Raw genomic sequence first — 18,415 nt, 5'->3', positions numbered from 1 at the left:
TCTTGCTTTCTCTGCTTACTAGGCAACGCGCGTTCAAAGGGTCTCGCGCAGCATGCGGGCGACGCCTTGTTGCCAGTGCGGCAGCACCAGGCCAAAGGTGGATTGCAGCTTGCGCGTATCGAGGCGCGAATTGGCCGGCCGCGTAGCGGGCGTGGGGAAGGCACTCGTGGGTACGGCTTCGACCTGTTCGGGGCCGGCCTTGAGCTCTACGCCGGCTTGGCGCGCCTGCTCAAGCACAAAGCGTGCATAGCCGCACCAGGTGGTCTCGCCGCCGGCCACCGCGTGATACAGGCCGGCTTTGGAAGGGTCTTGCAAAGTGGCACGAATCGCATGCGCCGTGACATCGGCCAGCAGTTCGGCACCTGTCGGGGCGCCAAATTGGTCGTCGATGACGGTCAGCTTGTCGCGCTCCTTGGCAAGCCGCAACATGGTCTTGGCGAAGTTGCCGCCGCGCGCGGCAAACACCCAGCTGGTGCGAAAGATCAGGTGCTTGGCGCAGTGCTTGGCCACCAACTGTTCGCCTTCGAGCTTGGTGCGGCCATACACACTGAGTGGGCCGGTGGCATCGTCTTCTTGCCAAGGCTTGCTGCCGCTGCCATCGAACACGTAGTCGGTGGAGTAATGCACCATGAGTGCACCGATCTGCCCGGCGGCTTCGGCCACCACGCCGGGCGAAGTGGCGTTGAGCTTGCGCGCGAAGTCGGGCTCGCTCTCGGCTTTGTCCACGGCCGTGTGAGCCGCGGCATTGACGATCACGTCAGGCCGCACCTTGAGCACAGTCTCGGCCAACTGGTCGGGACGGCTGAAGTCGGCGTTGAAGTCGGTGCTGTCGAAATCGAGCGCCACCAGTTCGCCCAGCGGCGCGAGGCTGCGCTGCAACTCCCAGCCGACCTGTCCGCCCTTGCCCAGCAGCAGCAGCTTCATGCGGTGGCCTTGGCCGCGGGTGCGGCGTCGTATTGCTTCTCGACCCATGCGCGGTACGCGCCGCTTTGCACGTTGCGCACCCATTCGGCGTTCGCGAGGTACCACTCGACGGTCTTGCGGATGCCGGTGTCGAAGGTTTCGGCGGGCTTCCAGCCCAGCTCACGCTCCAGCTTGCGTGCATCGATCGCGTAGCGCCGGTCGTGGCCGGGGCGGTCGGTAACGTAGCTGATCTGTTCCTTGTACGGTTTGCCATCGGCGCGCGGGCGCAGTTCGTCGAGCAGCGCGCACACGGTGTTCACGATCTCGATGTTGGGCTTCTCGTTCCAGCCACCGACGTTGTACGTCTCGCCGAGCTTGCCGGCCTCGAGCACGCGGCGAATGGCGCTGCAGTGGTCCTTCACATAGAGCCAGTCGCGCACCTGCATGCCGTCGCCGTACACCGGCAAGGGCTTGCCAGCCAGGGCGTTGACGATCATCAGGGGATGAGCTTCTCGGGGAAGTGGAACGGCCCGTAGTTGTTGGAGCAGTTGGTGGTGACCACCGGCAGGCCGTAGGTGTGGTGCCAGGCGCGCACGAGATGGTCGCTGGCGGCCTTGCTGGCTGAGTAGGGGCTGTTGGGCTCGTACTTGTTCTCTTCGGTAAAGGCGGGGTCGGTCTTGGAGAGCGAGCCGTAGACCTCGTCGGTCGACACGTGAAGGAAGCGGAAGGCAGACTTTTGCTCAGCCGGCAGTGCGCTCCAGTAGCCGCGCACCGACTCGAGCAGGCGAAAGGTGCCGAGCACGTTGGTTTGCACGAAGTCTTCGGGGCCATGGATAGAGCGATCCACGTGCGATTCCGCGGCAAAATTCACGATAGCGCGTGGCTTGTGCTCGGCCAACAGGCGATCGACCAAAGCGCTGTCGCCGATGTCGCCCTGCACGAAGATGTGGTTCGGGTTGCCGTTGAGCGAGCCGAGCGTCTCGAGGTTGCCCGCATAGGTCAGCTTGTCGAGATTCACGATGGACTCGTTGCTCTGCGCCAGCCAGTCGAGTACGAAGTTGGCGCCAATGAAGCCCGCGCCGCCGGTTACCAGGATCATGAGTCTCCCCGAAGTTTCGAATCAATGACAATTATCCCATTGGTCGAATTGTCAAAAATCCATGGTCGGCTCTTCGCGGTCCCAGCCTACAATGGCGTTAATGCAGGAGAGCGAGTAGTTCTTTTTACTACTCCACCGAAGGCGCAAACTCCCATAAACGCTCAGGTCGGCCGAACGAAACCGTTGAAGTTCTTTCAAAGAGTTTCGTGGCATGTACTGCACCAACTGACACGCCGTCTGGAGAGCCATCACCTTGCGTGATGCACCGAAGGAGCAAACCCGTTGCGGGCGCAGCGGGTGAATCTCTCAGGTACCGAGGACAGGGGGAGCGGCAACTTGTGACGGTGGTCGTCCGGTTGTTTGCTATTTATTCGATAGCAACCTCGCCCGCGGTTCAAGCGCTTCAACCTCAAAGGTACTTGAAATGCGCGTGATCGTTCTTGGCGCCGGCTTGCTCGGCGTGACCTCGGCTTACTACCTCCAGCAACTCGGCCACGAAGTAACCGTCATCGACCGGCAGGCCACCCCCGCCGCCGAGACCAGTTTTGCCAACGGCGGGCAGATCTCCGTCAGCCATGCCGAACCCTGGGCCAATCCGAGCGCACCGCTCAAGGTGCTGCAGTGGTTGGGCAAGGAAGACGCCCCGCTGCTCTTTCGCATTCGCGCGGACATGCGCCAATGGCTCTGGGGCTTGCAGTTCCTGCGCGAATGCACCCCCGGCCGCACGAAGCACAACATCGAGCAGATCGTGCGCCTGGGCACCTACAGCCGCGAAGTGCTGCAGCAATTGCGGCGCGACACCGGCATCGCCTACGACCAGCGCACGCAAGGCATCCTGCACTTCTATACGACGCAGAAAGAGTTCGACAGCGCTCTTGCGCCCGCCGAGCAGATGCGCGCACTCGGCTGCGAACGGCAAGTCATCTCCGCGGATGAGGCAGTGAAGATCGAGCCCGCCCTGGCCCACATCCGTTCGCAATTGGCCGGCGCCACTTACACGGCAGAAGACGAATCCGGCGACGCCAACCTCTTCGCACGCGAAATGGCACGCCTTGCGACAGCAGCCGGCGTGAAGTTCCTCATGAGCCACACGGTGACTGCGCTGCGCGAAGCGGGCGGCAGCATCGACCACGTGGAAGCTACCGACAGCGAAGGCCGCTTCCAACGCATTCGCGGCGACGCCTTCGTGCTTGCGATGGGCTCATTGAGTCCGCTGTATGCCGCGCCGCTGGGCATTCGCCTGCCGATCTATCCGGCCAAAGGCTATTCGGTCACGCTGCCAGTCAAAGACGCGACGAAGGCGCACCAGGTTTCGCTGACCGACGACGAGTTCAAGCTGGTGTTCTCGCGCTATACGTCGGCCTCCGGCGACCGCCTGCGCATTGCCGGCACGGCCGAGCTCAATGGCTACGACCGCGACTTGAACCGCGTGCGCTGCGAAGCGATCGTGCGGCGCGTTGAACAGCTCTTCCCCGGCGCCGGCGACACCACGCAGGCGCAGTTCTGGACCGGCCTGCGCCCCGCGACGCCGAGCAATGTGCCTTTGATCGGCAAGACGAAGCTGCCCAACCTGTACCTGAACACCGGGCACGGCACGCTCGGCTGGACGCATGCGTGCGGCTCGGGCAAGTCGGTGGCGCGGATCGTGAGCGGGCTTGCACCCGAAGTCGATTTTGCGTTTGCCGGCATGCCTACGCCAGCAGCGCGCCTGCTCCAGCCGGCCTGATCTGGCCGTGGCGGCGGTCAGTCGTTGCCGGTAAACACCGTCAACACCCCCGTATACCCATACAAGTGGTGCCGGGCAATCTCCCCCGCCGCAAAGAAACCGACCAGCGGCACGTCGCCCAGCGCGTGCCGCACGATCTGCAACTCGGCGCCCGGTGCGCCGAAGTGTGGCCCGCCGCGCCCCGAGCAGCTCACGTACACGGCACCCGCGATGCGGCGCGCCGGGTGCGGCGCTGCTTCGGCCTCCCCGGCCGCCACCGCGCGCGCGGTGGCCAGGGTCTGTTCTTCGGGCTCCAGTTCTTCGCGGATTTCCGCGCAGATGCGCATCAGGTCGGCGCGTGCGGCCTGTGCATTGCGCCGACAAAAGGTCAGGCGCATGCCGGCCTCGGCCACGTCGGCAATGGCGATGCCGCGCCGCGTCGGGTCCAGCCCGATGATGTGGCGCACCAGCACGTCGGCGCCCAGGTCGCCGGTGCGGCGGATGCCGTCGCTGCCCGCATCCGCCAGGCCCACCAGGGTGGCGCGCACGGCGTCGATGGCTTCCTGCGGGCGCTCAAGTGACACCTGCAGGTCGGCCAGCAGCACGTCGAGTGCGGGCTCGCCATCGAGCTTGAGCAGCAGGTTGCCGTCGGCCTCGGTGATCTCGCGCTCGCGCCCCGCGCCGGAGCGCAGCGGCTGGCAGCCTTGCGTAACGCGCGACACCAGCCGCACGCCCTCGCCGAACACCACGCCCGACAAGCCACCCGAGAACACGCCGCCCGCAGCGCCGTGGCCGCGGATGTTTCCGTTGCCGCCGACCGCAAACTGCAAGGCGCCCGCACGGCCTGACGAGAGGCCGCCGAACAGATAGCCGGTGTCGGTGCGGCCCGCCATCTCGCCGATCAATTCGGTGAGATCGGGGGTGGCCGGGTCCGCATGCACCAGCGCCGTATGCGCCTCGAAACCGCTCATTTCCGAGTTGCCCAGTGGAGCCACGCCGGAGAACACACGATATTGGTCGCTCGGCAGCGCGCAGAGCATCAGGCTCAGGCCGGGCTCGTCGAAGTATTCGGCATTGTTGGCCGACACGCCGATGCCGACGGTGCCGGACCAGTCGGTCACCTCCGGAAGCTCGGCGCTCAGGTGGTCGAGGATGTCTTGCGCATCGGACGCGTAGTGGTCGGTGATGTAGAGCAGCCCGAGCGTCGGCGCCGACGCGTAGTCGGGCAGCGCCATCTGGGCGCGCAACTGGGCCAGCACAAGGCCGGCCGCCATGCGCCATTGCGGATGGGTGGCGTGACCGGAGGGAAACAACTTCATGATGCGTGCCAACCCGTTCTCTTCAAGATGTGTGTATGTATGACGTCAGCGCCGTCCGGTCGTTCGCTTTCGCGCGGCGGTCGGCGCCTTCTTTTTGGCGGCGGTTGCTGTCGCCTTCCTTGCGGCCGGCTTTGAAGCTGCGGGAGCGGCGGCCGGTGCGGGCACCTTGAGCTGAGCCGCGTCGTGCAGGGCCGACGTCGCAATCTGCTGGAACTGCTCGGTCAGCGAACCCCACCATTGCATCGGATCGATCACGCCACCGTCGCCGCCCGATGCGGAAGCAGCCGAGGCCGGCTTGCTGCGGGCTTTTTTGGCGGGTGCCGGCGTTTCCTCCTCCGCCTCGACTTGTGGCTCAGGCTCCGCCGGCGGGGCAGCAACCGGCGCAGCCGGAGCCGCCTGCTTGGTGAACGCGCTCGCGATATCTTCCATCCGCACGTTCATGCCGCGCAAGGTCGAAAGTGTCATCTTCTGCACCTCGAGCGCCTGGATGGTGGCCTTGAGCGCATGGCCGTTCTGCTCGAGCCAATATTGCACTGTCTTGAGCTCCTGGATGCGCTTGTCGACCTCTTCCACGCTGAGCGTGGGCGCCACCCAGCTCGCAAGGCTCGGCAAACCGGGCACGGCGCTCGTGGCAGCGCCCGATCCGGCGGCGGCACCGCCTGCGAGATTCTTCAGAAAGTCGAATCCGGGGACGAATTGACTGAAGTCAAAAGGCTGGCTGGCGTTGCTCATGCAGGGGTCTCCGGGTTGGGTTTTCTTGTGATGCCAGCTTACTCCAACGCACCGGCGATTTGGGCCTGAGGCCCTCGCGTTTACCTGCCCGGGACTGTCACAGCTCCGCGCGAACCTTGCTGAACACTTTCCAGAATGCGGCGTCCTGCGAGGTCGCGAAGTTGATGCGCATCATCGTGCTCGGCGGCCTGCGCGCATGGAACAGCGAACCTGGCGCGAGCAGGTAGCCCTGGTCGAGCATGCGCTGCGTGAGCGCGTCGGTGTCCACGCCAGTATCCACCCAGCCGAACAGGCCCGCAGGCTCCGAGGCAAAGGTGCAGCCGTGCGCCATGGCCAGCTTGACCGCGCGGCTGCGCGCGCCGTCGAGCCGGATGCGTATGCGATCGGCATGCCGGCGCAGTTGCCCCTGGTCGATGCACCACGACAGCGCCCGCTCGAACAGCGTGGGCGTGGTCAGCGTGGCCAGCAGCTTGGTTTCGAGCAGCCGCTCCTTCAGCTCCGGCGAAGCGGCCAGGAACCCGATGCGCCAGTTGGGCGCGAGGATCTTTGCGAACCCGCTCACGTAGATGGTGCGCTGCAGCCCGTCGAGCGCGCTGAGCCGCGTGGCGTGCTCGGGCGCGAGGTGGCTGTAGGTGTCGTCCTCGACGATGTGAAAGTCGTGCTCGTTGGCCAGCTTCAGCACGCGGTGCGCGCTGCCCGGCGTCAGGCTGTAGCCGGTCGGGTTGTGCAGCACGCTCACGCTCACGAAGAGCTTGGGGCTGTGCAGCGCGCAGTACTGCGCCATCACTTCCAGGTCGGGTCCGTCGGCGCGGCGCGGCACCGGCAGGATGCGCATGCCCAGCGCCTCGAGCCGCGCGAATTCGAGCGCCCAACCAGGCTCCTCCACCATGACCGGATCGCCCGCGCGCAGCAGCGTGCGGCTCACGATGTCCAGCGCATGCGTGGCGCCGACCGTCGTCACGATCTGGTCGGGCGCCGCCGGCACATTGATGCCCACGAGCTTGTTCGACAGGCTGCGGCGCAGCGCGGCATCGCCAGACGGTTCACCGTACTGGAGCGACAGCTCCTGCAGCGCGGCTGTATTGGTCATGCGGCGCACCGCGGTCGGCATGAAAGTCGACGACATCCAGTCCGGCGGAAACACCCCCATGCCCGGCTGCGGCTTGTCGCTCGGCCGATGAAACATGCTGCGGATGAGCGAACTCGCGTCGGCCGGTACACGCGAGGCCATCATCTGCGCGACCATGGGCGCCGCATTGGGCGGGCGTCCCTCCGGGGCGGGCGCCGCATCGCGCACATAGAAGCCGCGCTGCCGGCGCGCCTCGACCAGGCCCTGCGCCAGCAGTTGGTCGTAAGCTGCCACCACCGTATAGGGGCTCACGCCCTGCTGGCGCGCGCATTCGCGCACCGAGGGCAGGCGCGCGCCGGGCGGCAGCAGCCGGGTGCGAATGCGCTCTGCCAGCCGGTCGGCCAATTGCCCTGTGAGCGACTGGGTGGAGGTTCGTGTCAGCATCGGCCTTGCGCTTCTGTGTCGAGTGGCAGGCCAATACAGTTTTCGAATATGTTCGATCAACTGTATTGGAACTGTAATGGTCCCAAAGTTTAGAGTGTATGCAATGAACTGGCAAGAATTCACCGCGCTGCTGGTGCTGGCCACGGCGATGAGTTTCTCGCCCGGTCCCAACACCACGCTCTCCACCGCCCTGGCCGCCAACGGCGGCTTGCCGCGCGCCATGCGCTTCGTGGTCGCGGTTCCCGTGGGCTGGACGCTGCTGCTGGTGCTGTGCGCGGCCGGCATCGGGGCCCTGGTGGTGGCTGTGCCATCGCTGCGCCTGGCCATCAAGGCGCTCGGCGTGGGTTACCTGCTGTGGCTTGCCTACAAGCTGAGCGGCAGCGCCACGCTCGGCCGCGCAGACAGCGCCAGCCTCCACATCGGCTTCGGACAGGGCGTGATGCTGCAGTTCGTCAACATCAAGGCGTGGCTGCTCGCGCTCACGCTGGTGGCCGGCTGGATTGCGGGGCAGCCCAATGCGCTCGGGCGCTTCGCCATCGTCGCCCCGGTGATGCTGATCTACGCCTTCATCAGCAACTTCACTTATGCACTGGTCGGCGCGCTGCTGCGCGAATGGCTGTCCAAAGGCAAGCGCCTCCTGTGGTTCAACCGCGCGATGGGGATGGTGCTGGTGCTCACGGCCTGGTGGATGCTGAGCGTATGAGCAGCAGGTTCAACGTCAAGGAAGAAACCCTGGGCATGTGGCTGGGCGTGATCGGCGTGGCGCTTTTCGCCGTCACCCTGCCGATGACGCGGCTGGCCACCGGCACGCAAGACGCGCCGCAGCTTTCGCCCTGGTTCGTCACGCTGGGCCGCGCCGCATTGGCCGGTGTTCTCTCGACGATCTTCCTGGTCGCCACGCGATCGCCTCGGCCCGCGCCGCACCAATGGAAGCCGCTCGGCATGGCGGTGCTCGGCAATGTGATCGGCTATCCGCTGCTGCTGGGCTATGCCTTGCGCGTGGTCACGGCCAGCCATGCGGCCGTGGTCACCGCGCTGCTGCCGCTGGTGACCGCCGCGGTCGCCGCCCTGGTGCTGCACCAGCGCGCGCGGCTCGGCTTCTGGCTCTGCGCCGTTGCAGGCAGCGTGCTGGTCGTGCTGTTCTCGCTGCTGCGCGCGAGCCAGAACGGCCACGGCTTCGGTTTCGAATGGGCCGACCTGCTGCTGGTCGGCGCGGTGATTGCGGCCTCGTTCGGCTACATCTACGGCGCGCAGGTCACGCCGTCGCTCGGCGCGGAGCGCGTGATCTGCTGGGTGTGCGTGATGGCGCTGCCGGTCACCCTGCCGGCCACATTTGCCTTGTGGCCGCAGGAACCCATCGTCACCACGGCCTGGGCGGGCTTCGTCTATGTCGGCGTGTTCTCGATGTGGATCGGCTTCTTCGCCTGGTACCGCGGCCTTGCGATGGGCGGCGCGCTGCGTGTGAGCCAGACCCAGCTGCTGCAGCCCTTCTTGTCGATACTGGCCTCCATTCCGTTGCTGGGCGAGCCGCTCGATGTGGTTACCCTCGGCTTTGCCGGCGCGGTGGTCTGCACCGTGGTGCTCGGCAAGCGCCTCTCCCAGCCGCAGCCCGCTCCTGCCGTTTCGCCGCGTTCAGCGCGCGCCGAACAATCCTGACATTCGCCCCTCACCTCACCCGCCTGAAAGAAGAACCCATGAACTGGAAACTCGCCGCCCGCGCCGCCAAGATGAACCCGTCGGTGCTGCGCGAAATCCTCAAGGTCACCGAGCGCCCCGGCATCATCAGCCTGGCCGGCGGCCTGCCCTCGCCCAAGACCTTTCCCATCCAGGCCTTTGCCGACGCCTGCGCCGAGCTGCTGCACAAGGACGGCCAGGCGGCCCTGCAATACGCCGCGAGCGAAGGCTATGCGCCGCTGCGCCAGGCCGTGGCCGACATGCTGCCGTGGAACGTCGATCCCGCACAAGTGCTCATCACCACCGGCTCGCAGCAGGGCCTGGACCTTGTCGCCAAGGTGCTGCTCGACCCGGGCAGCAAGGTGCTGGTCGAAACCCCCACCTACCTTGGCGCGCTGCAGGCTTTCGGTCCGATGGAGCCTGAACCCGTGAGCGTGGCCAGCGATGACGACGGCGTGATCGTCGAAGACCTGGTGGCCAAGGCGAAGGATGCCCGCTTCATCTACCTGCTGCCCAACTTCCAGAACCCCACCGGCCGCACCATGACCGAAGAGCGCCGCGCCGCAGTCTCCGCCGCGGCCGCTGCTGCGGGCCTGCCGATCGTCGAGGACAACCCCTACGGCGAACTGTGGTTCGACGAAGCGCCGCCGCTGCCGCTGACCGCGCGCAACCCTGAAGGCTGCATCTACCTGGGCTCGTTCTCCAAGGTGCTCGCGCCCGGCCTGCGCCTGGGCTTCCTGGTCGCGCCAAAGGCCATCTATCCCAAGCTGCTGCAAGCCAAGCAGGCGGTCGACCTGCACACGCCCATCTTCACGCAGCGCATGGTTTCGGCGGTGATGAAAGACAACTTCCTCGACAGCCACGTGCCCACGATCCGCGCGCTCTACAAGCGCCAGCGCGACGCGATGATCGCCGCGCTCACGCGCGAGATGGCCGGCCTGGACGTGAAGTTCAACGCACCCAAGGGCGGCATGTTCCTGTGGGCGCGCATGCCCGAGGGCATCGACACCGTGGCGCTGCTGCCCAAGGCGGTCGAGCGCAACGTGGCCTTCGTTCCGGGCGCGCCGTTCTACGCGGGCCAGGGCGACCCGCGCACGCTGCGCCTGTCGTTCGTCACGGCCAGCGTCGAAGAGATCGATGTCGCCATCGCCGCGCTGGCCCTGACGCTGCGCGAAGAACTGGCGCTAGCGGCCGAACGCAAGCTCGCGCCCGAACCGGTCTGAGCCGCCATACGCGCCATACAGAGAGGTACCACCATGCACATTGCGATACTGACCTTCGACGGCTTCAACGAACTCGATTCGCTGGTGGCGCTCGGCGTGCTCAACCGCATCAAGAAGCCGGGCTGGCGCGTGACCCTGTCCGCGCCCAGCGCCACGGTCACGTCGATGAACGGCGTGACCGTGCATGCGAGCTCCACGCTCGAGGCCGCCGCCGAGGCCGAGGCAGTGCTCGTCGGCAGCGGCATTCGCACGCGAGAGATTGCAGGCGACCCCGCCATCATGAGCGTGCTGCGCCGGCTCGACGCCAAGCGGCAGCTGATCGGCGCGCAATGCTCGGGCACCCTGCTGCTCGCCAAGCTGGGCCTGCTGGGTGCGGTGCCCGCATGCACCGACCTCACGACCAAGCCGTGGGTGCAGGAGGCCGGCGTCGAGGTGCTCAACCAGCCCTTCTTCGCGAGCGGCAATGTGGCCACCGCCGGCGGATGCCTGTCGGCGCCGTACCTCGCGGCTTGGCTCATCGCGCGCAGCGAAGGCGTCGAGGCTGCGAAGAGTGCGTTGCACTATGTCGCGCCGGTGGGCGAGAAGGACGACTACGTGGCACGGGCCATGCGCAACATCGAGCCGTACCTCCCGCAGGTTGCGGCAACCGCGACGGCCTGAAGACGCATTGCCGTTCACACCATGATCAGCCTCGCCACGCTCGCGTTATTCCTCCTCGCCGTTCTCGCGCTGTTCCTGTCGCCCGGGCCGAACATGGCCTTCGTGCTCTCGCACGGCGTGGCGCACGGGCCGCGCGGCGGGTTTGCGGCGGCGCTCGGCATTTCGTCGGCCGACCTGGTGCACACGCTTTTTGCCGCCACCGGCGTCACCGCGCTGGTGGCGGCATGGCCTCCTTCCTTCGAACTGCTGCGCTATGCGGGCGCGCTGTACCTGCTGTGGCTGGCGGTGCAATCGCTGCGCAGCAGCAACGGCGGATTGCCCGGCGGCACACGCGCGCAGCCCTCCGCCTTCGGGCGCATCGTGCGCATGGCCTTTTTCAACAACCTGGTCAATCCGAAGGCGCTGCTGTTCTTCATGGTGTTCCTGCCGCAGTTCGTCGACCCGGCGCGCGGCAGCGTGCCCTTGCAACTGGTGCAGCTCGGCGTCATGCTCTCGGCTGCCGCGCTCGCGTTCAACACGCTGCTCGGCGCATGCAGCGGGCAAGTGGGCCGCTGGCTGCAGCGCCGCCCGGGGGCTGAAAGATTCCAGCGCGGCCTGCTGGCGCTGGTGATGGTCGGCCTGGCAATTCGCCTGCTGCTGCTCGACCGTCCTTCCATGCCTTCTGCCCTGTCCGCCACACCTGCTCAAGGAAGCTGAACACCATGCTCAACATCTGGGGCCGCATCAGTTCGATCAACGTGCGCAAAGTCGTCTGGTGCGCGCAAGAACTCGGGCTCGACTTTCAACGCACCGAAGCCGGCGGCCGTTTCGGCGTGGTGCAAACGCCTGAATACCTGGCGCTCAACCCGAATGCGATGGTGCCCACCATCGACGACGGCGAAGGCAGCGAGCGCGTCACGCTCTGGGAATCGAACGTGATCGTGCGCTACCTGTGCGCCAAGCATTCGCACGGCAAGTTCTACCCGAGCGACCTGCCCGCGCGCTTCGACGCCGAACGCTGGATGGACTGGCAGCAGACCACGCTCAACCGCGCCAGCCGCGACGCCTTCGTGCAATGGGTGCGTACAGTGCCGGCCGAGCGCGAACCCGCGCTCATCGCAGCGTCGGTGCGCGCGAGCGAAGCCCTGTTCGCGATGCTCGACGCGCACCTTGCACGCCAGCCCTTCATGGCCGGCGACCGCTTCACCATGGCCGACATCCCCATCGGCTGCGAAGCGCACCGCTGGTTCGGCCTGCCGCCGGCCGAATACCAGCGCCCCAGCTGGCCGAACCTCGAACGCTGGTACGGCGAACTCCTCTCCCGTCCGGGCACGCGCGGCGTGCTCGACCTCCCGCTCGAATGACACCATGAAACCCCGCCCGTTCAAACAAGTCGACGTCTTCACCGCAACGCCCTACCTCGGCAATCCGCTTGCCGTGGTGCTCGACGGCTCCGGCCTGGACGACGCCGCCATGCAGCGCTTTGCGCAGTGGACCAACCTGTCGGAAACCACCTTCCTGCTGCCGCCGACCGAGCCCGCGGCCGACTACCGCGTGCGTATCTTCACGCCGGACGGCGAGCTGCCTTTCGCGGGCCACCCGACCATCGGCAGCTGCCATGCCTGGCTGCAGGCCGGCGGCAAGCCCAAGGCGGCGGGCCGTGTGGTGCAGCAGTGCGCAGCCGGCCTCGTGCCGCTGCGCCTCGAAGGCGAGCGCCTGGCTTTCTCGGCCCCGCCGCTCAAGCGCAGTGCGCCCAGCCCCACGCTGCTGGCCAAGGTGGCGGGCGCGCTGGGCCTGAAGGCGCAGCAGATCGTTGCGGCGCAGGTGCTGGACAACGGGCCGGTCTGGTTCGGCCTGCTGCTCAGCGATGCGGACACCGTGCTGCGGCTCGTGCCCGACCATCGCTTGCTCAAGGAGCTGGGCGTCAAGGCCGGCGTGGCTGGCGTGCCCGCGGCAGAGGGCTCGTCGATGCTCATCGGCCGTTCGAACCGCGAGGCGCGCGCCTTCGGCGGCAAGGCTCAGGCCGCAGAAGGCGACGGCCAGAAGATCGACCTGGAGGTGCGCGCTTTCGCAGCGCCCATCGGCGTCGAAGAAGACCCCGTCACCGGCAGCCTCAACGCCGGCCTTGCCGAATGGCTGATTGCCGACGGGCACATGCCCGCGCGCTACGTGGCCGCACAGGGCCAGTGCCTCGGCCGCGCCGGGCGCGTGTACATCGAGCGCGACAGCGACGGCGTGGTGTGGGTCGGCGGCGATGCCGTGACCTGCATCGACGGCCAGGTCACGTTGTAGGGGCAAGGCACCATGACCGCGCAACTCGACCACCTGGTGATCGCCGCCGCCTCGCTGGCCGAAGGCGTGGCGTGGTGCGAAGCCATCCTGGGCGTGACGCCCGGCCCCGGCGGCGCGCATCCGCTGATGGGCACGCACAACCGGCTGCTGAACATCGCGAGCGAGGCGTTTCCGCAGGCGTACCTGGAAATCATTGCCATCGAACCCGGCAAGCGGCCTTCGCGCCCCGGCACGCGCCGCTGGTTCGACCTGGACGATGCCGTGCTGCAGGCAGGCCTCGTGCGGCGCGGACCGCGGCTGGTTCACTTCGTTGCGCGGGTGCCCAATGCGCATGCGACGCTGCAGGCGCTGGCGCACGACGAGCGCGCGCACATCGATCGCGGCCACCTGCTCGAAGCCTCGCGCGACACACCCGCCGGCCGGCTCGAATGGCAGATCACCGTGCGCGACGACGGCCAGCGGCTCTTCTACGGCGCGCTGCCCACGCTGATCCAGTGGGGCCCGGTCCATCCGACCGATGCCATGCCCGCCTCCGGCCTGGCGCTGCGATCGCTGCAGGCCACCCACCCGCGCGCGGCCGACCTGGCCGCAGCGCTGTCCACCATCGGCATGGCCGGCATGGCCGTGCAGCCCGGCGCGCCCAACCTCGTCGCCGTGCTCGACACGCCGCGCGGCCCGGTCACGCTCAATCCGAAGGACTCTGACCGTCATGCTGACCTTGACCGAAATCGCCTGGTTTGGGCTCGCCGCTGTGTTGCTCGCGCTCACGCCTGGGCCGAACATGATCTATTGCGTGTCGCGCACGCTCATCCAGGGGCGCCGCGCGGGGCTCATCTCGCTCGGCGGCGTTCTGCTGGCGTTTCTGGTGCACCTGTTTGCCGCAGCGCTCGGGCTCACCGCACTGCTGCTGGCCGTGCCGCTCGCATTCGACGCCATTCGCCTCGCCGGCGCGGCCTATCTGCTGTGGCTTGCATGGCAGGCGGTCAAGCCCGGCGGCAATGCGCCGTTCGAGGCACGCGCGCTGCCGGCCGACCGGCCCGGCAAGTTGTTCCGCATGGGCTTTCTCACCAACCTGCTGAACCCCAAGGTCGCGATGTTCTACCTGTCGTTCTTTCCGCAGTTCATCCACCCCGAGCGCGGCTCGGTGCTGCTGCAGAGCATGCAGCTGGGCGTCGCGCAAATCGCCAGCAGCGCGGCAGTCAACACCGTCATGATCCTGGGCGCTGCGAGCATCACGGCCGTGCTGTCGCAAAGTGCCGGCTGGCTGCGCGCGCAGCGCTACATCATGGGCAGCGTGCTGGCGGCGCTGGCGGTGCGGGTCGCGCTGACGGAACGCAAATAAAGGCAGCTCGTGAGATTCACCCGCGAAGAAATCGAATCCGCGCAGCGCACCGTCGGCGCCGCCATGCCGCCCACGCCGCAGTACGCATGGCCGCTGCTCGCGCAACGCCTCGGCGCCACGGTATGGGCCAAACATGAAAACCATACGCCAGCCGGCGCCTTCAAGATTCGCGGCGGGCTGACCTACTTCGAAACCCTGGCGCGCGAGCAGCCCGACGTGCGCCATGCCATCAGCGCCACGCGCGGAAACCACGGCCAGTCGGTCGGCTTTGCGGCGCGGCGCCACGGCCTCGCAGCCACCATCGTGGTGCCGCACGGCAACTCGCTCGAGAAAAACGCCGCAATGCGCGCGCTGGGCGTACAGCTGGTCGAGCATGGCGAAGACTTTCAGGCGGCGGCGGAGCATGCCGCCATGCTTGCCGAGCGAGACGGCATGCATCGGGTCCCATCTTTTCACCGCGAGCTGGTGCGCGGCGTGTCTACTGCGTATGTCGAATTCTTCAGCGCACTGAAGAACGCCCCGCCCGACGTGCTCTTCGTGCCAATCGGCCTCGGTTCCGGCTTTGCCGCAGCGGCTGCGGCGCGGGCGCATTGCGGCGTGTCGACCAGGCTCATCGGCGTGGTCTCAGCCCATGCCACGGCCTACCGCGACTCCTTCCGCGCGGGGAAGCCCATCGAGTCTCCCGTCAGCACTCGGCTCGCCGACGGCATGGCCTGCCGCACACCGGTGGCCGAGTCGGTGGAGGTGATTCTGCGCGAGGCCGACGACGTGATCACCGTCACCGACGACGAGGTTGCCGAGGCCATGCGCATTCTCTTCAGCGACACGCACAACGTCGCAGAGGGCGCGGGCGCTGCGGCGCTCGCGGGGGCGTTGCAGCAGCAGGAGCGCTGGCGCGGCAAGACGGTCGGCATCAGCGTGAGCGGTGGCAATGTCGATTCGGAGATGTTCGCGGGGGTGCTGGGGCGGGGTGGCGCGAAGGCCTAGGAGGTGCGGTTTAGGTTGCGTGTGTGGGGGCGCTGTTGTTCAGGGCGCGTGCAAAGGCCACCGGGTACTCCCCCTCCGCGAATGTCCCCCGGGGCTGCGCCCCTCCTCCTTTATTTCGCTGCGGGGAGCACCCGATGCCCTGTGCACTTGGGCACGCTGCTGGTGTATCGCTGATCGACGACCGCTCTGAATACGCACCCGCTGGCGGGGTGCCTTGCGCAGCGAAATAAAGGAGGAGGCCGCAGGCCGGGGGACATTCGCGGAGAAAGGTACCCCGTCGGCGGGTGCGCCGCCCTGAACAAGGCAGCCAAGCAAGCGAACCAATGACTAAGGCAGCGGCCCAGTATTGGCCGTATCCAACGGCAGCCGAGACACCTCAGCCAACAACAACGCCAACTGCTCCGCAGCCGCATCGACAACAGCCTGCCCGCGCGCAGCAGTCGCCGCGGCCGCATTGCCCGCCGCGCCTTGCGGGTTGTAGTCCTCCATGGCCCAGCCGAGCTTCGCGCTCTTGCCGTTGCCGAGAATCGCATAGTCCGCTGCGCGCTGCTCGGAGGTGGAGCGGAAGTTCTTCGCCTCGTCCATGCGCACCTGCTGCGGCGCAAGCGCCAGCATCATCGAGGTTTCGATATCGCCCGCATGCACGCCGAAGCGATGCTCGCCGGCGCCGAACTGCGCGCCCGCATCGCCCAGCGGAAGGTTGAACCAGCTCACGCTGTAGACGATGAGGCCGTGTTCCGCGCGCAGCTCGCGCGCCACGATGTCCATAGCGCCCACATGGCCGCCGTGCGCGTTGAACAGCACCAGCTTCTTCACGCCGGCGCGCGCCACGCCGGCGCCGATTTCCTTCCACATGCGGATCACGGTTTCGGCCGACAGCGTGAGCGTGCCCGCAAAGCGCGCGTGCTCGGGGCTCAGGCCGATCTGCTGCGTTGGCAAGAACAGCACCGGAAGATCGGCCGGCAGCAGCGGCAGCGACGCGGCAACGATGCCGTCGGCCAGCACGGTGTCCACGCCCAAGGGCAGGTGCGGCCCGTGTTGCTCGGTTGCGCCGAGCGGCAGCACCGCCACGGTGGCTGCCACATCGAGCGCGGCAAAGTCGCGCGTCGTCAGTTGAGACCAGTAGCGGGGCAGGGATACCGAGGATGCATTCATCCGCCGATCTTAGAGCGGTGATTCAATCCACGCGACCCCGCGCCGCGTGGCCTTCTTTCTCTATTCACGATTCAAGTCAAGGACTCTCACATGGATCTCCAGCTCCAGGACCGGCACGTTCTCATCACCGGCGGCAGCAAGGGCATCGGCCTGGCCTGCGCGCTGGGCTTCTTGCGCGAGGGCGCGCGCGTGAGCCTTGTGTCGCGCGACCTGCAGAACCTGGAGCAGGGGCGCAAGACGCTGGTCGAGTCGTTCGCACAGGCCGAAGGCCGTGTCTCTGTGCATGCCGCCGACCTCAAGGACCCCGCCGGTGCCGTGGCCGCGCTCGACGCCGCCGAGCAGGCCTTCGGCCCGGTCGACGTGCTGGTCAATTCCGCCGGTGCTGCACGCCGCACGCCGCCGGACGAGCTGAATGCCGCCGCCTGGCACGACGCCATGGACGCCAAGTACTTCACCTACATCCACATGATCGATCCGGTGGTCAAGCGAATGGGCCAGCGCGGGAGCGGCGCCATCGTCAACGTGATCGGCCAGGGCGGCAAGGTGGCGAGCCCCGTCCACATGGCGGGCGGTGCGGCCAATGCGGCGCTCATGCTGGTGAGTGCCGGCATGGCTTCGGCCTATGCGGCCAAGGGCGTGCGTGTGAATGCGGTGAACCCGGGCCTCACGCTGACCGAACGGCTGCAGGAGGGCCTGAAGGCGGACGCAAAGCTGCAAGGCATCGGCAGCGATGAGGCGCTGCAGCGCGCCAAGGCAAGGCTGCCGCTCGGGCGCATTGCGGCGCCCGAAGAAATTGCGAACGCGGTCGTGTTCCTCGCGTCGCCGAAGGCGAGCTACATCACCGGCGCCATCGTGGCGATGGACGGCGCCGTCACGCCGATGATCTAGCCGGGCATCGGCGCGAGCGCGTCGAACTTGGCAGCCAGAAAATCCACCAGCGCCCGCACGCGCGCCGGCACAAAGCGCCCGCTCGGCAGCAGTGCGTGCAGCGGATAGGGCTCGGTCTCCCACTCGGGCAGCAGGCGCACCAGCGTGCCCTTGCGCAGGTCGTCCCGCACGTCGAGCGCCGACTTCAGCACGATGCCCCGCCCGGCCACAGCCCACTCGCGCGCGAGCGAGGCGTCGTCCACGCTGCGGTCGCCCTTCACGCGCACTTCGGTCCATTGCCCGTTCTGTGCAAAACGCCAGGTGCGGTGGCGGCGCCCGCCGCGGTCGAAGGTCAGGCAGTTGTGGTGCAGCAGGTCATGCGGCGTCTTGGGCGCGGCATGGCGGCGCAGGTAGCCGGGCGATGCGGTGAGCAGCGGGTTGGTGAGCGCAAAGGGTCGCGCCACAAGCCGTGAATCGGCCAGCGCACCGTAGCGCAGCGCCACGTCGACCTCGTCGCGGGTCACGTCGAGCAGCCGGTCGCCGACCGAAAGCGACAGCTGCACGCCCGGGTGCAGCGCCAGGAACTCGTCGAACCAGGGCAGCAGCGTGCTGCGCGTAAGGTCCGAGGGAGCCGCCACACGCAAGGTGCCAACGAGCTCACCACGGTCGGCCGTGACCAGCGATTCGCCCTCGTCCAGCAGCTCGAAGGCGCGAACGGCGTAGTCGAGCAGCGTCTGGCCCTGGGATGTCAGGCGCATGGCGCGGGTCGATCGCTCGAACAGCCGCGCGCCCAGCTGTGTTTCCAGCCGCTTGAGCGTGGCGCTGGCGGCAGCGGGCGTCATGCCCAGCGCATGGGCGGCTGCCGTCAGGGTGCCGCCGCGCGCGGTCTGCACCAGCACCTGCAGGTCCGAGATATTTTCAATTTTCATTTGAAGGTGTTGCTTCAACAGGCCGTCTTATCAATT

The 18,415-nt window shown here is 67.3% G+C and carries 17 protein-coding genes, 2 pseudogenes and 2 riboswitches; of the genes and pseudogenes, 12 read left to right on the top strand and 7 right to left on the bottom strand.

The annotated features are described in order from the left end of the window. Positions 1 to 33 precede the first annotated feature (33 nt). Positions 34 to 924 (bottom strand): dTDP-4-dehydrorhamnose reductase, encoded by an 891-nt coding sequence (gene rfbD / locus M0765_RS12160; protein WP_258503900.1) that lies wholly within the window; start codon positions 922 to 924, stop codon positions 34 to 36. Beyond that, positions 921 to 2,002 (bottom strand): annotated as a pseudogene (rfbB, locus tag M0765_RS12155) (dTDP-glucose 4,6-dehydratase). Before rfbB ends, rfbD begins: the two are co-directional and overlap by 4 nt. Before the next feature lie 93 nt (positions 2,003 to 2,095). Further along, positions 2,096 to 2,195, top strand: a riboswitch (glycine riboswitch). Positions 2,196 to 2,229: 34 nt separating this feature from the next. Further along, positions 2,230 to 2,335, top strand: a riboswitch (glycine riboswitch). A gap of 91 nt (positions 2,336 to 2,426) precedes the next feature. Between rfbB and M0765_RS12150 the strand changes: the two are divergent. Beyond that, positions 2,427 to 3,728: a D-amino acid dehydrogenase gene (locus M0765_RS12150; protein ID WP_258503899.1), complete on the top strand. Its 1,302-nt coding sequence runs from the start codon at positions 2,427 to 2,429 to the stop codon at positions 3,726 to 3,728. A gap of 17 nt (positions 3,729 to 3,745) precedes the next feature. On the opposite strand, the gene M0765_RS12145 is transcribed toward M0765_RS12150, so the two are convergent. The 3 genes from M0765_RS12145 to M0765_RS12135 form a co-directional block, all read right to left on the bottom strand. Further along, positions 3,746 to 5,026, bottom strand: a complete 1,281-nt coding sequence (locus M0765_RS12145; protein WP_258503898.1) for an FIST signal transduction protein — start codon at positions 5,024 to 5,026, stop codon at positions 3,746 to 3,748. A 45-nt stretch (positions 5,027 to 5,071) separates the two neighbouring features. After that, positions 5,072 to 5,758 (bottom strand): PhaM family polyhydroxyalkanoate granule multifunctional regulatory protein, encoded by a 687-nt coding sequence (locus tag M0765_RS12140; RefSeq protein ID WP_258503897.1) that lies wholly within the window; start codon positions 5,756 to 5,758, stop codon positions 5,072 to 5,074. Positions 5,759 to 5,855: 97 nt separating this feature from the next. Further along, positions 5,856 to 7,271, bottom strand: coding sequence for an aminotransferase-like domain-containing protein (locus M0765_RS12135; RefSeq protein WP_258503896.1), 1,416 nt, complete (start codon positions 7,269 to 7,271; stop codon positions 5,856 to 5,858). A 103-nt stretch (positions 7,272 to 7,374) separates the two neighbouring features. Between M0765_RS12135 and M0765_RS12130 the strand changes: the two genes are divergently transcribed. The 10 genes and pseudogenes from M0765_RS12130 (at position 7,375) to M0765_RS12085 (ending at position 15,428) form a co-directional block, all read left to right on the top strand. Continuing rightward, positions 7,375 to 7,974: a LysE family translocator gene (locus tag M0765_RS12130; protein ID WP_258503895.1), complete on the top strand. Its 600-nt coding sequence runs from the start codon at positions 7,375 to 7,377 to the stop codon at positions 7,972 to 7,974. Further along, a complete protein-coding gene (locus tag M0765_RS12125; protein ID WP_258503894.1) occupies positions 7,971 to 8,927 on the top strand; it encodes a DMT family transporter in 957 nt (318 codons plus the stop codon). Before M0765_RS12130 ends, M0765_RS12125 begins: the two co-directional genes overlap by 4 nt. 38 nt (positions 8,928 to 8,965) lie before the next feature. After that, positions 8,966 to 10,168, top strand: a complete 1,203-nt coding sequence (locus tag M0765_RS12120; protein ID WP_258503893.1) for an aminotransferase-like domain-containing protein — start codon at positions 8,966 to 8,968, stop codon at positions 10,166 to 10,168. 33 nt (positions 10,169 to 10,201) lie between these two features. Next, complete coding sequence (locus tag M0765_RS12115) at positions 10,202 to 10,828, top strand: DJ-1/PfpI family protein (RefSeq protein WP_258503892.1); 627 nt, start codon at positions 10,202 to 10,204, stop codon at positions 10,826 to 10,828. 21 nt (positions 10,829 to 10,849) lie between these two features. Beyond that, positions 10,850 to 11,524, top strand: coding sequence for a LysE family translocator (locus M0765_RS12110; RefSeq protein WP_258503891.1), 675 nt, complete (start codon positions 10,850 to 10,852; stop codon positions 11,522 to 11,524). A 5-nt stretch (positions 11,525 to 11,529) separates the two neighbouring features. Continuing rightward, entirely contained in the window at positions 11,530 to 12,171 is a 642-nt protein-coding gene (locus M0765_RS12105) for a glutathione S-transferase family protein (protein ID WP_258503890.1), read from the top strand. Positions 12,172 to 12,175: 4 nt separating this feature from the next. Then, positions 12,176 to 13,099, top strand: a complete 924-nt coding sequence (locus tag M0765_RS12100) for a PhzF family phenazine biosynthesis protein (RefSeq protein WP_258503889.1) — start codon at positions 12,176 to 12,178, stop codon at positions 13,097 to 13,099. Between the two features lie 12 nt (positions 13,100 to 13,111). Then, positions 13,112 to 13,786, top strand: a pseudogene (locus M0765_RS12095) (VOC family protein); the annotation flags it as partial. Between the two features lie 22 nt (positions 13,787 to 13,808). After that, positions 13,809 to 14,441 (top strand): LysE family translocator, encoded by a 633-nt coding sequence (locus tag M0765_RS12090; protein WP_258503888.1) that lies wholly within the window; start codon positions 13,809 to 13,811, stop codon positions 14,439 to 14,441. Between the two features lie 9 nt (positions 14,442 to 14,450). Further along, entirely contained in the window at positions 14,451 to 15,428 is a 978-nt protein-coding gene (locus M0765_RS12085) for a threonine dehydratase (protein WP_258503887.1), read from the top strand. Between the two features lie 327 nt (positions 15,429 to 15,755). Here M0765_RS12085 and M0765_RS12080 read toward each other — a convergent pair whose 3' ends face one another. Further along, entirely contained in the window at positions 15,756 to 16,583 is an 828-nt protein-coding gene (locus tag M0765_RS12080) for a creatininase family protein (RefSeq protein WP_258503886.1), read from the bottom strand. Between the two features lie 90 nt (positions 16,584 to 16,673). Here M0765_RS12080 and M0765_RS12075 point away from each other — a divergent pair, with 90 nt between their 5' ends. Beyond that, entirely contained in the window at positions 16,674 to 17,471 is a 798-nt protein-coding gene (locus M0765_RS12075) for an SDR family oxidoreductase (RefSeq protein WP_258503885.1), read from the top strand. On the opposite strand, the gene M0765_RS12070 is transcribed toward M0765_RS12075, so the two are convergent. Further along, positions 17,468 to 18,379, bottom strand: a complete 912-nt coding sequence (locus M0765_RS12070) for a LysR family transcriptional regulator (protein ID WP_258503884.1) — start codon at positions 18,377 to 18,379, stop codon at positions 17,468 to 17,470. The two genes, M0765_RS12075 and M0765_RS12070, sit on opposite strands and share 4 nt — an antisense overlap. Positions 18,380 to 18,415: the final 36 nt, after the last annotated feature.

Origin of the sequence: Variovorax sp. S12S4 (genome assembly GCF_023195515.1) — a bacterium.
Taxonomy (GTDB): domain Bacteria; phylum Pseudomonadota; class Gammaproteobacteria; order Burkholderiales; family Burkholderiaceae_C; genus Variovorax.
This window is presented reverse-complemented; position numbering and strand designations above follow the sequence as displayed.

What these genes read in the sequence shown, in the direction of transcription:
- rfbD (WP_258503900.1), bottom strand. Translation starts at nt 924, where the DNA reads ATGAAGCTGCTGCTGCTGGGCAAGGGCGGACAGGTCGGCTGGGAGTTG.
- M0765_RS12100 (WP_258503889.1), top strand. Translation starts at nt 12,176, where the DNA reads ATGAAACCCCGCCCGTTCAAACAAGTCGACGTCTTCACCGCAACGCCC.
- M0765_RS12075 (WP_258503885.1), top strand. Translation starts at nt 16,674, where the DNA reads ATGGATCTCCAGCTCCAGGACCGGCACGTTCTCATCACCGGCGGCAGC.
- M0765_RS12140 (WP_258503897.1), bottom strand. Translation starts at nt 5,758, where the DNA reads ATGAGCAACGCCAGCCAGCCTTTTGACTTCAGTCAATTCGTCCCCGGA.
- M0765_RS12110 (WP_258503891.1), top strand. Translation starts at nt 10,850, where the DNA reads ATGATCAGCCTCGCCACGCTCGCGTTATTCCTCCTCGCCGTTCTCGCG.
- M0765_RS12130 (WP_258503895.1), top strand. Translation starts at nt 7,375, where the DNA reads ATGAACTGGCAAGAATTCACCGCGCTGCTGGTGCTGGCCACGGCGATG.
- M0765_RS12115 (WP_258503892.1), top strand. Translation starts at nt 10,202, where the DNA reads ATGCACATTGCGATACTGACCTTCGACGGCTTCAACGAACTCGATTCG.
- M0765_RS12145 (WP_258503898.1), bottom strand. Translation starts at nt 5,026, where the DNA reads ATGAAGTTGTTTCCCTCCGGTCACGCCACCCATCCGCAATGGCGCATG.
- M0765_RS12150 (WP_258503899.1), top strand. Translation starts at nt 2,427, where the DNA reads ATGCGCGTGATCGTTCTTGGCGCCGGCTTGCTCGGCGTGACCTCGGCT.
- M0765_RS12105 (WP_258503890.1), top strand. Translation starts at nt 11,530, where the DNA reads ATGCTCAACATCTGGGGCCGCATCAGTTCGATCAACGTGCGCAAAGTC.
- M0765_RS12125 (WP_258503894.1), top strand. Translation starts at nt 7,971, where the DNA reads ATGAGCAGCAGGTTCAACGTCAAGGAAGAAACCCTGGGCATGTGGCTG.
- M0765_RS12070 (WP_258503884.1), bottom strand. Translation starts at nt 18,379, where the DNA reads ATGAAAATTGAAAATATCTCGGACCTGCAGGTGCTGGTGCAGACCGCG.
- M0765_RS12120 (WP_258503893.1), top strand. Translation starts at nt 8,966, where the DNA reads ATGAACTGGAAACTCGCCGCCCGCGCCGCCAAGATGAACCCGTCGGTG.
- M0765_RS12135 (WP_258503896.1), bottom strand. Translation starts at nt 7,271, where the DNA reads ATGCTGACACGAACCTCCACCCAGTCGCTCACAGGGCAATTGGCCGAC.
- M0765_RS12090 (WP_258503888.1), top strand. Translation starts at nt 13,809, where the DNA reads ATGCTGACCTTGACCGAAATCGCCTGGTTTGGGCTCGCCGCTGTGTTG.
- M0765_RS12080 (WP_258503886.1), bottom strand. Translation starts at nt 16,583, where the DNA reads ATGAATGCATCCTCGGTATCCCTGCCCCGCTACTGGTCTCAACTGACG.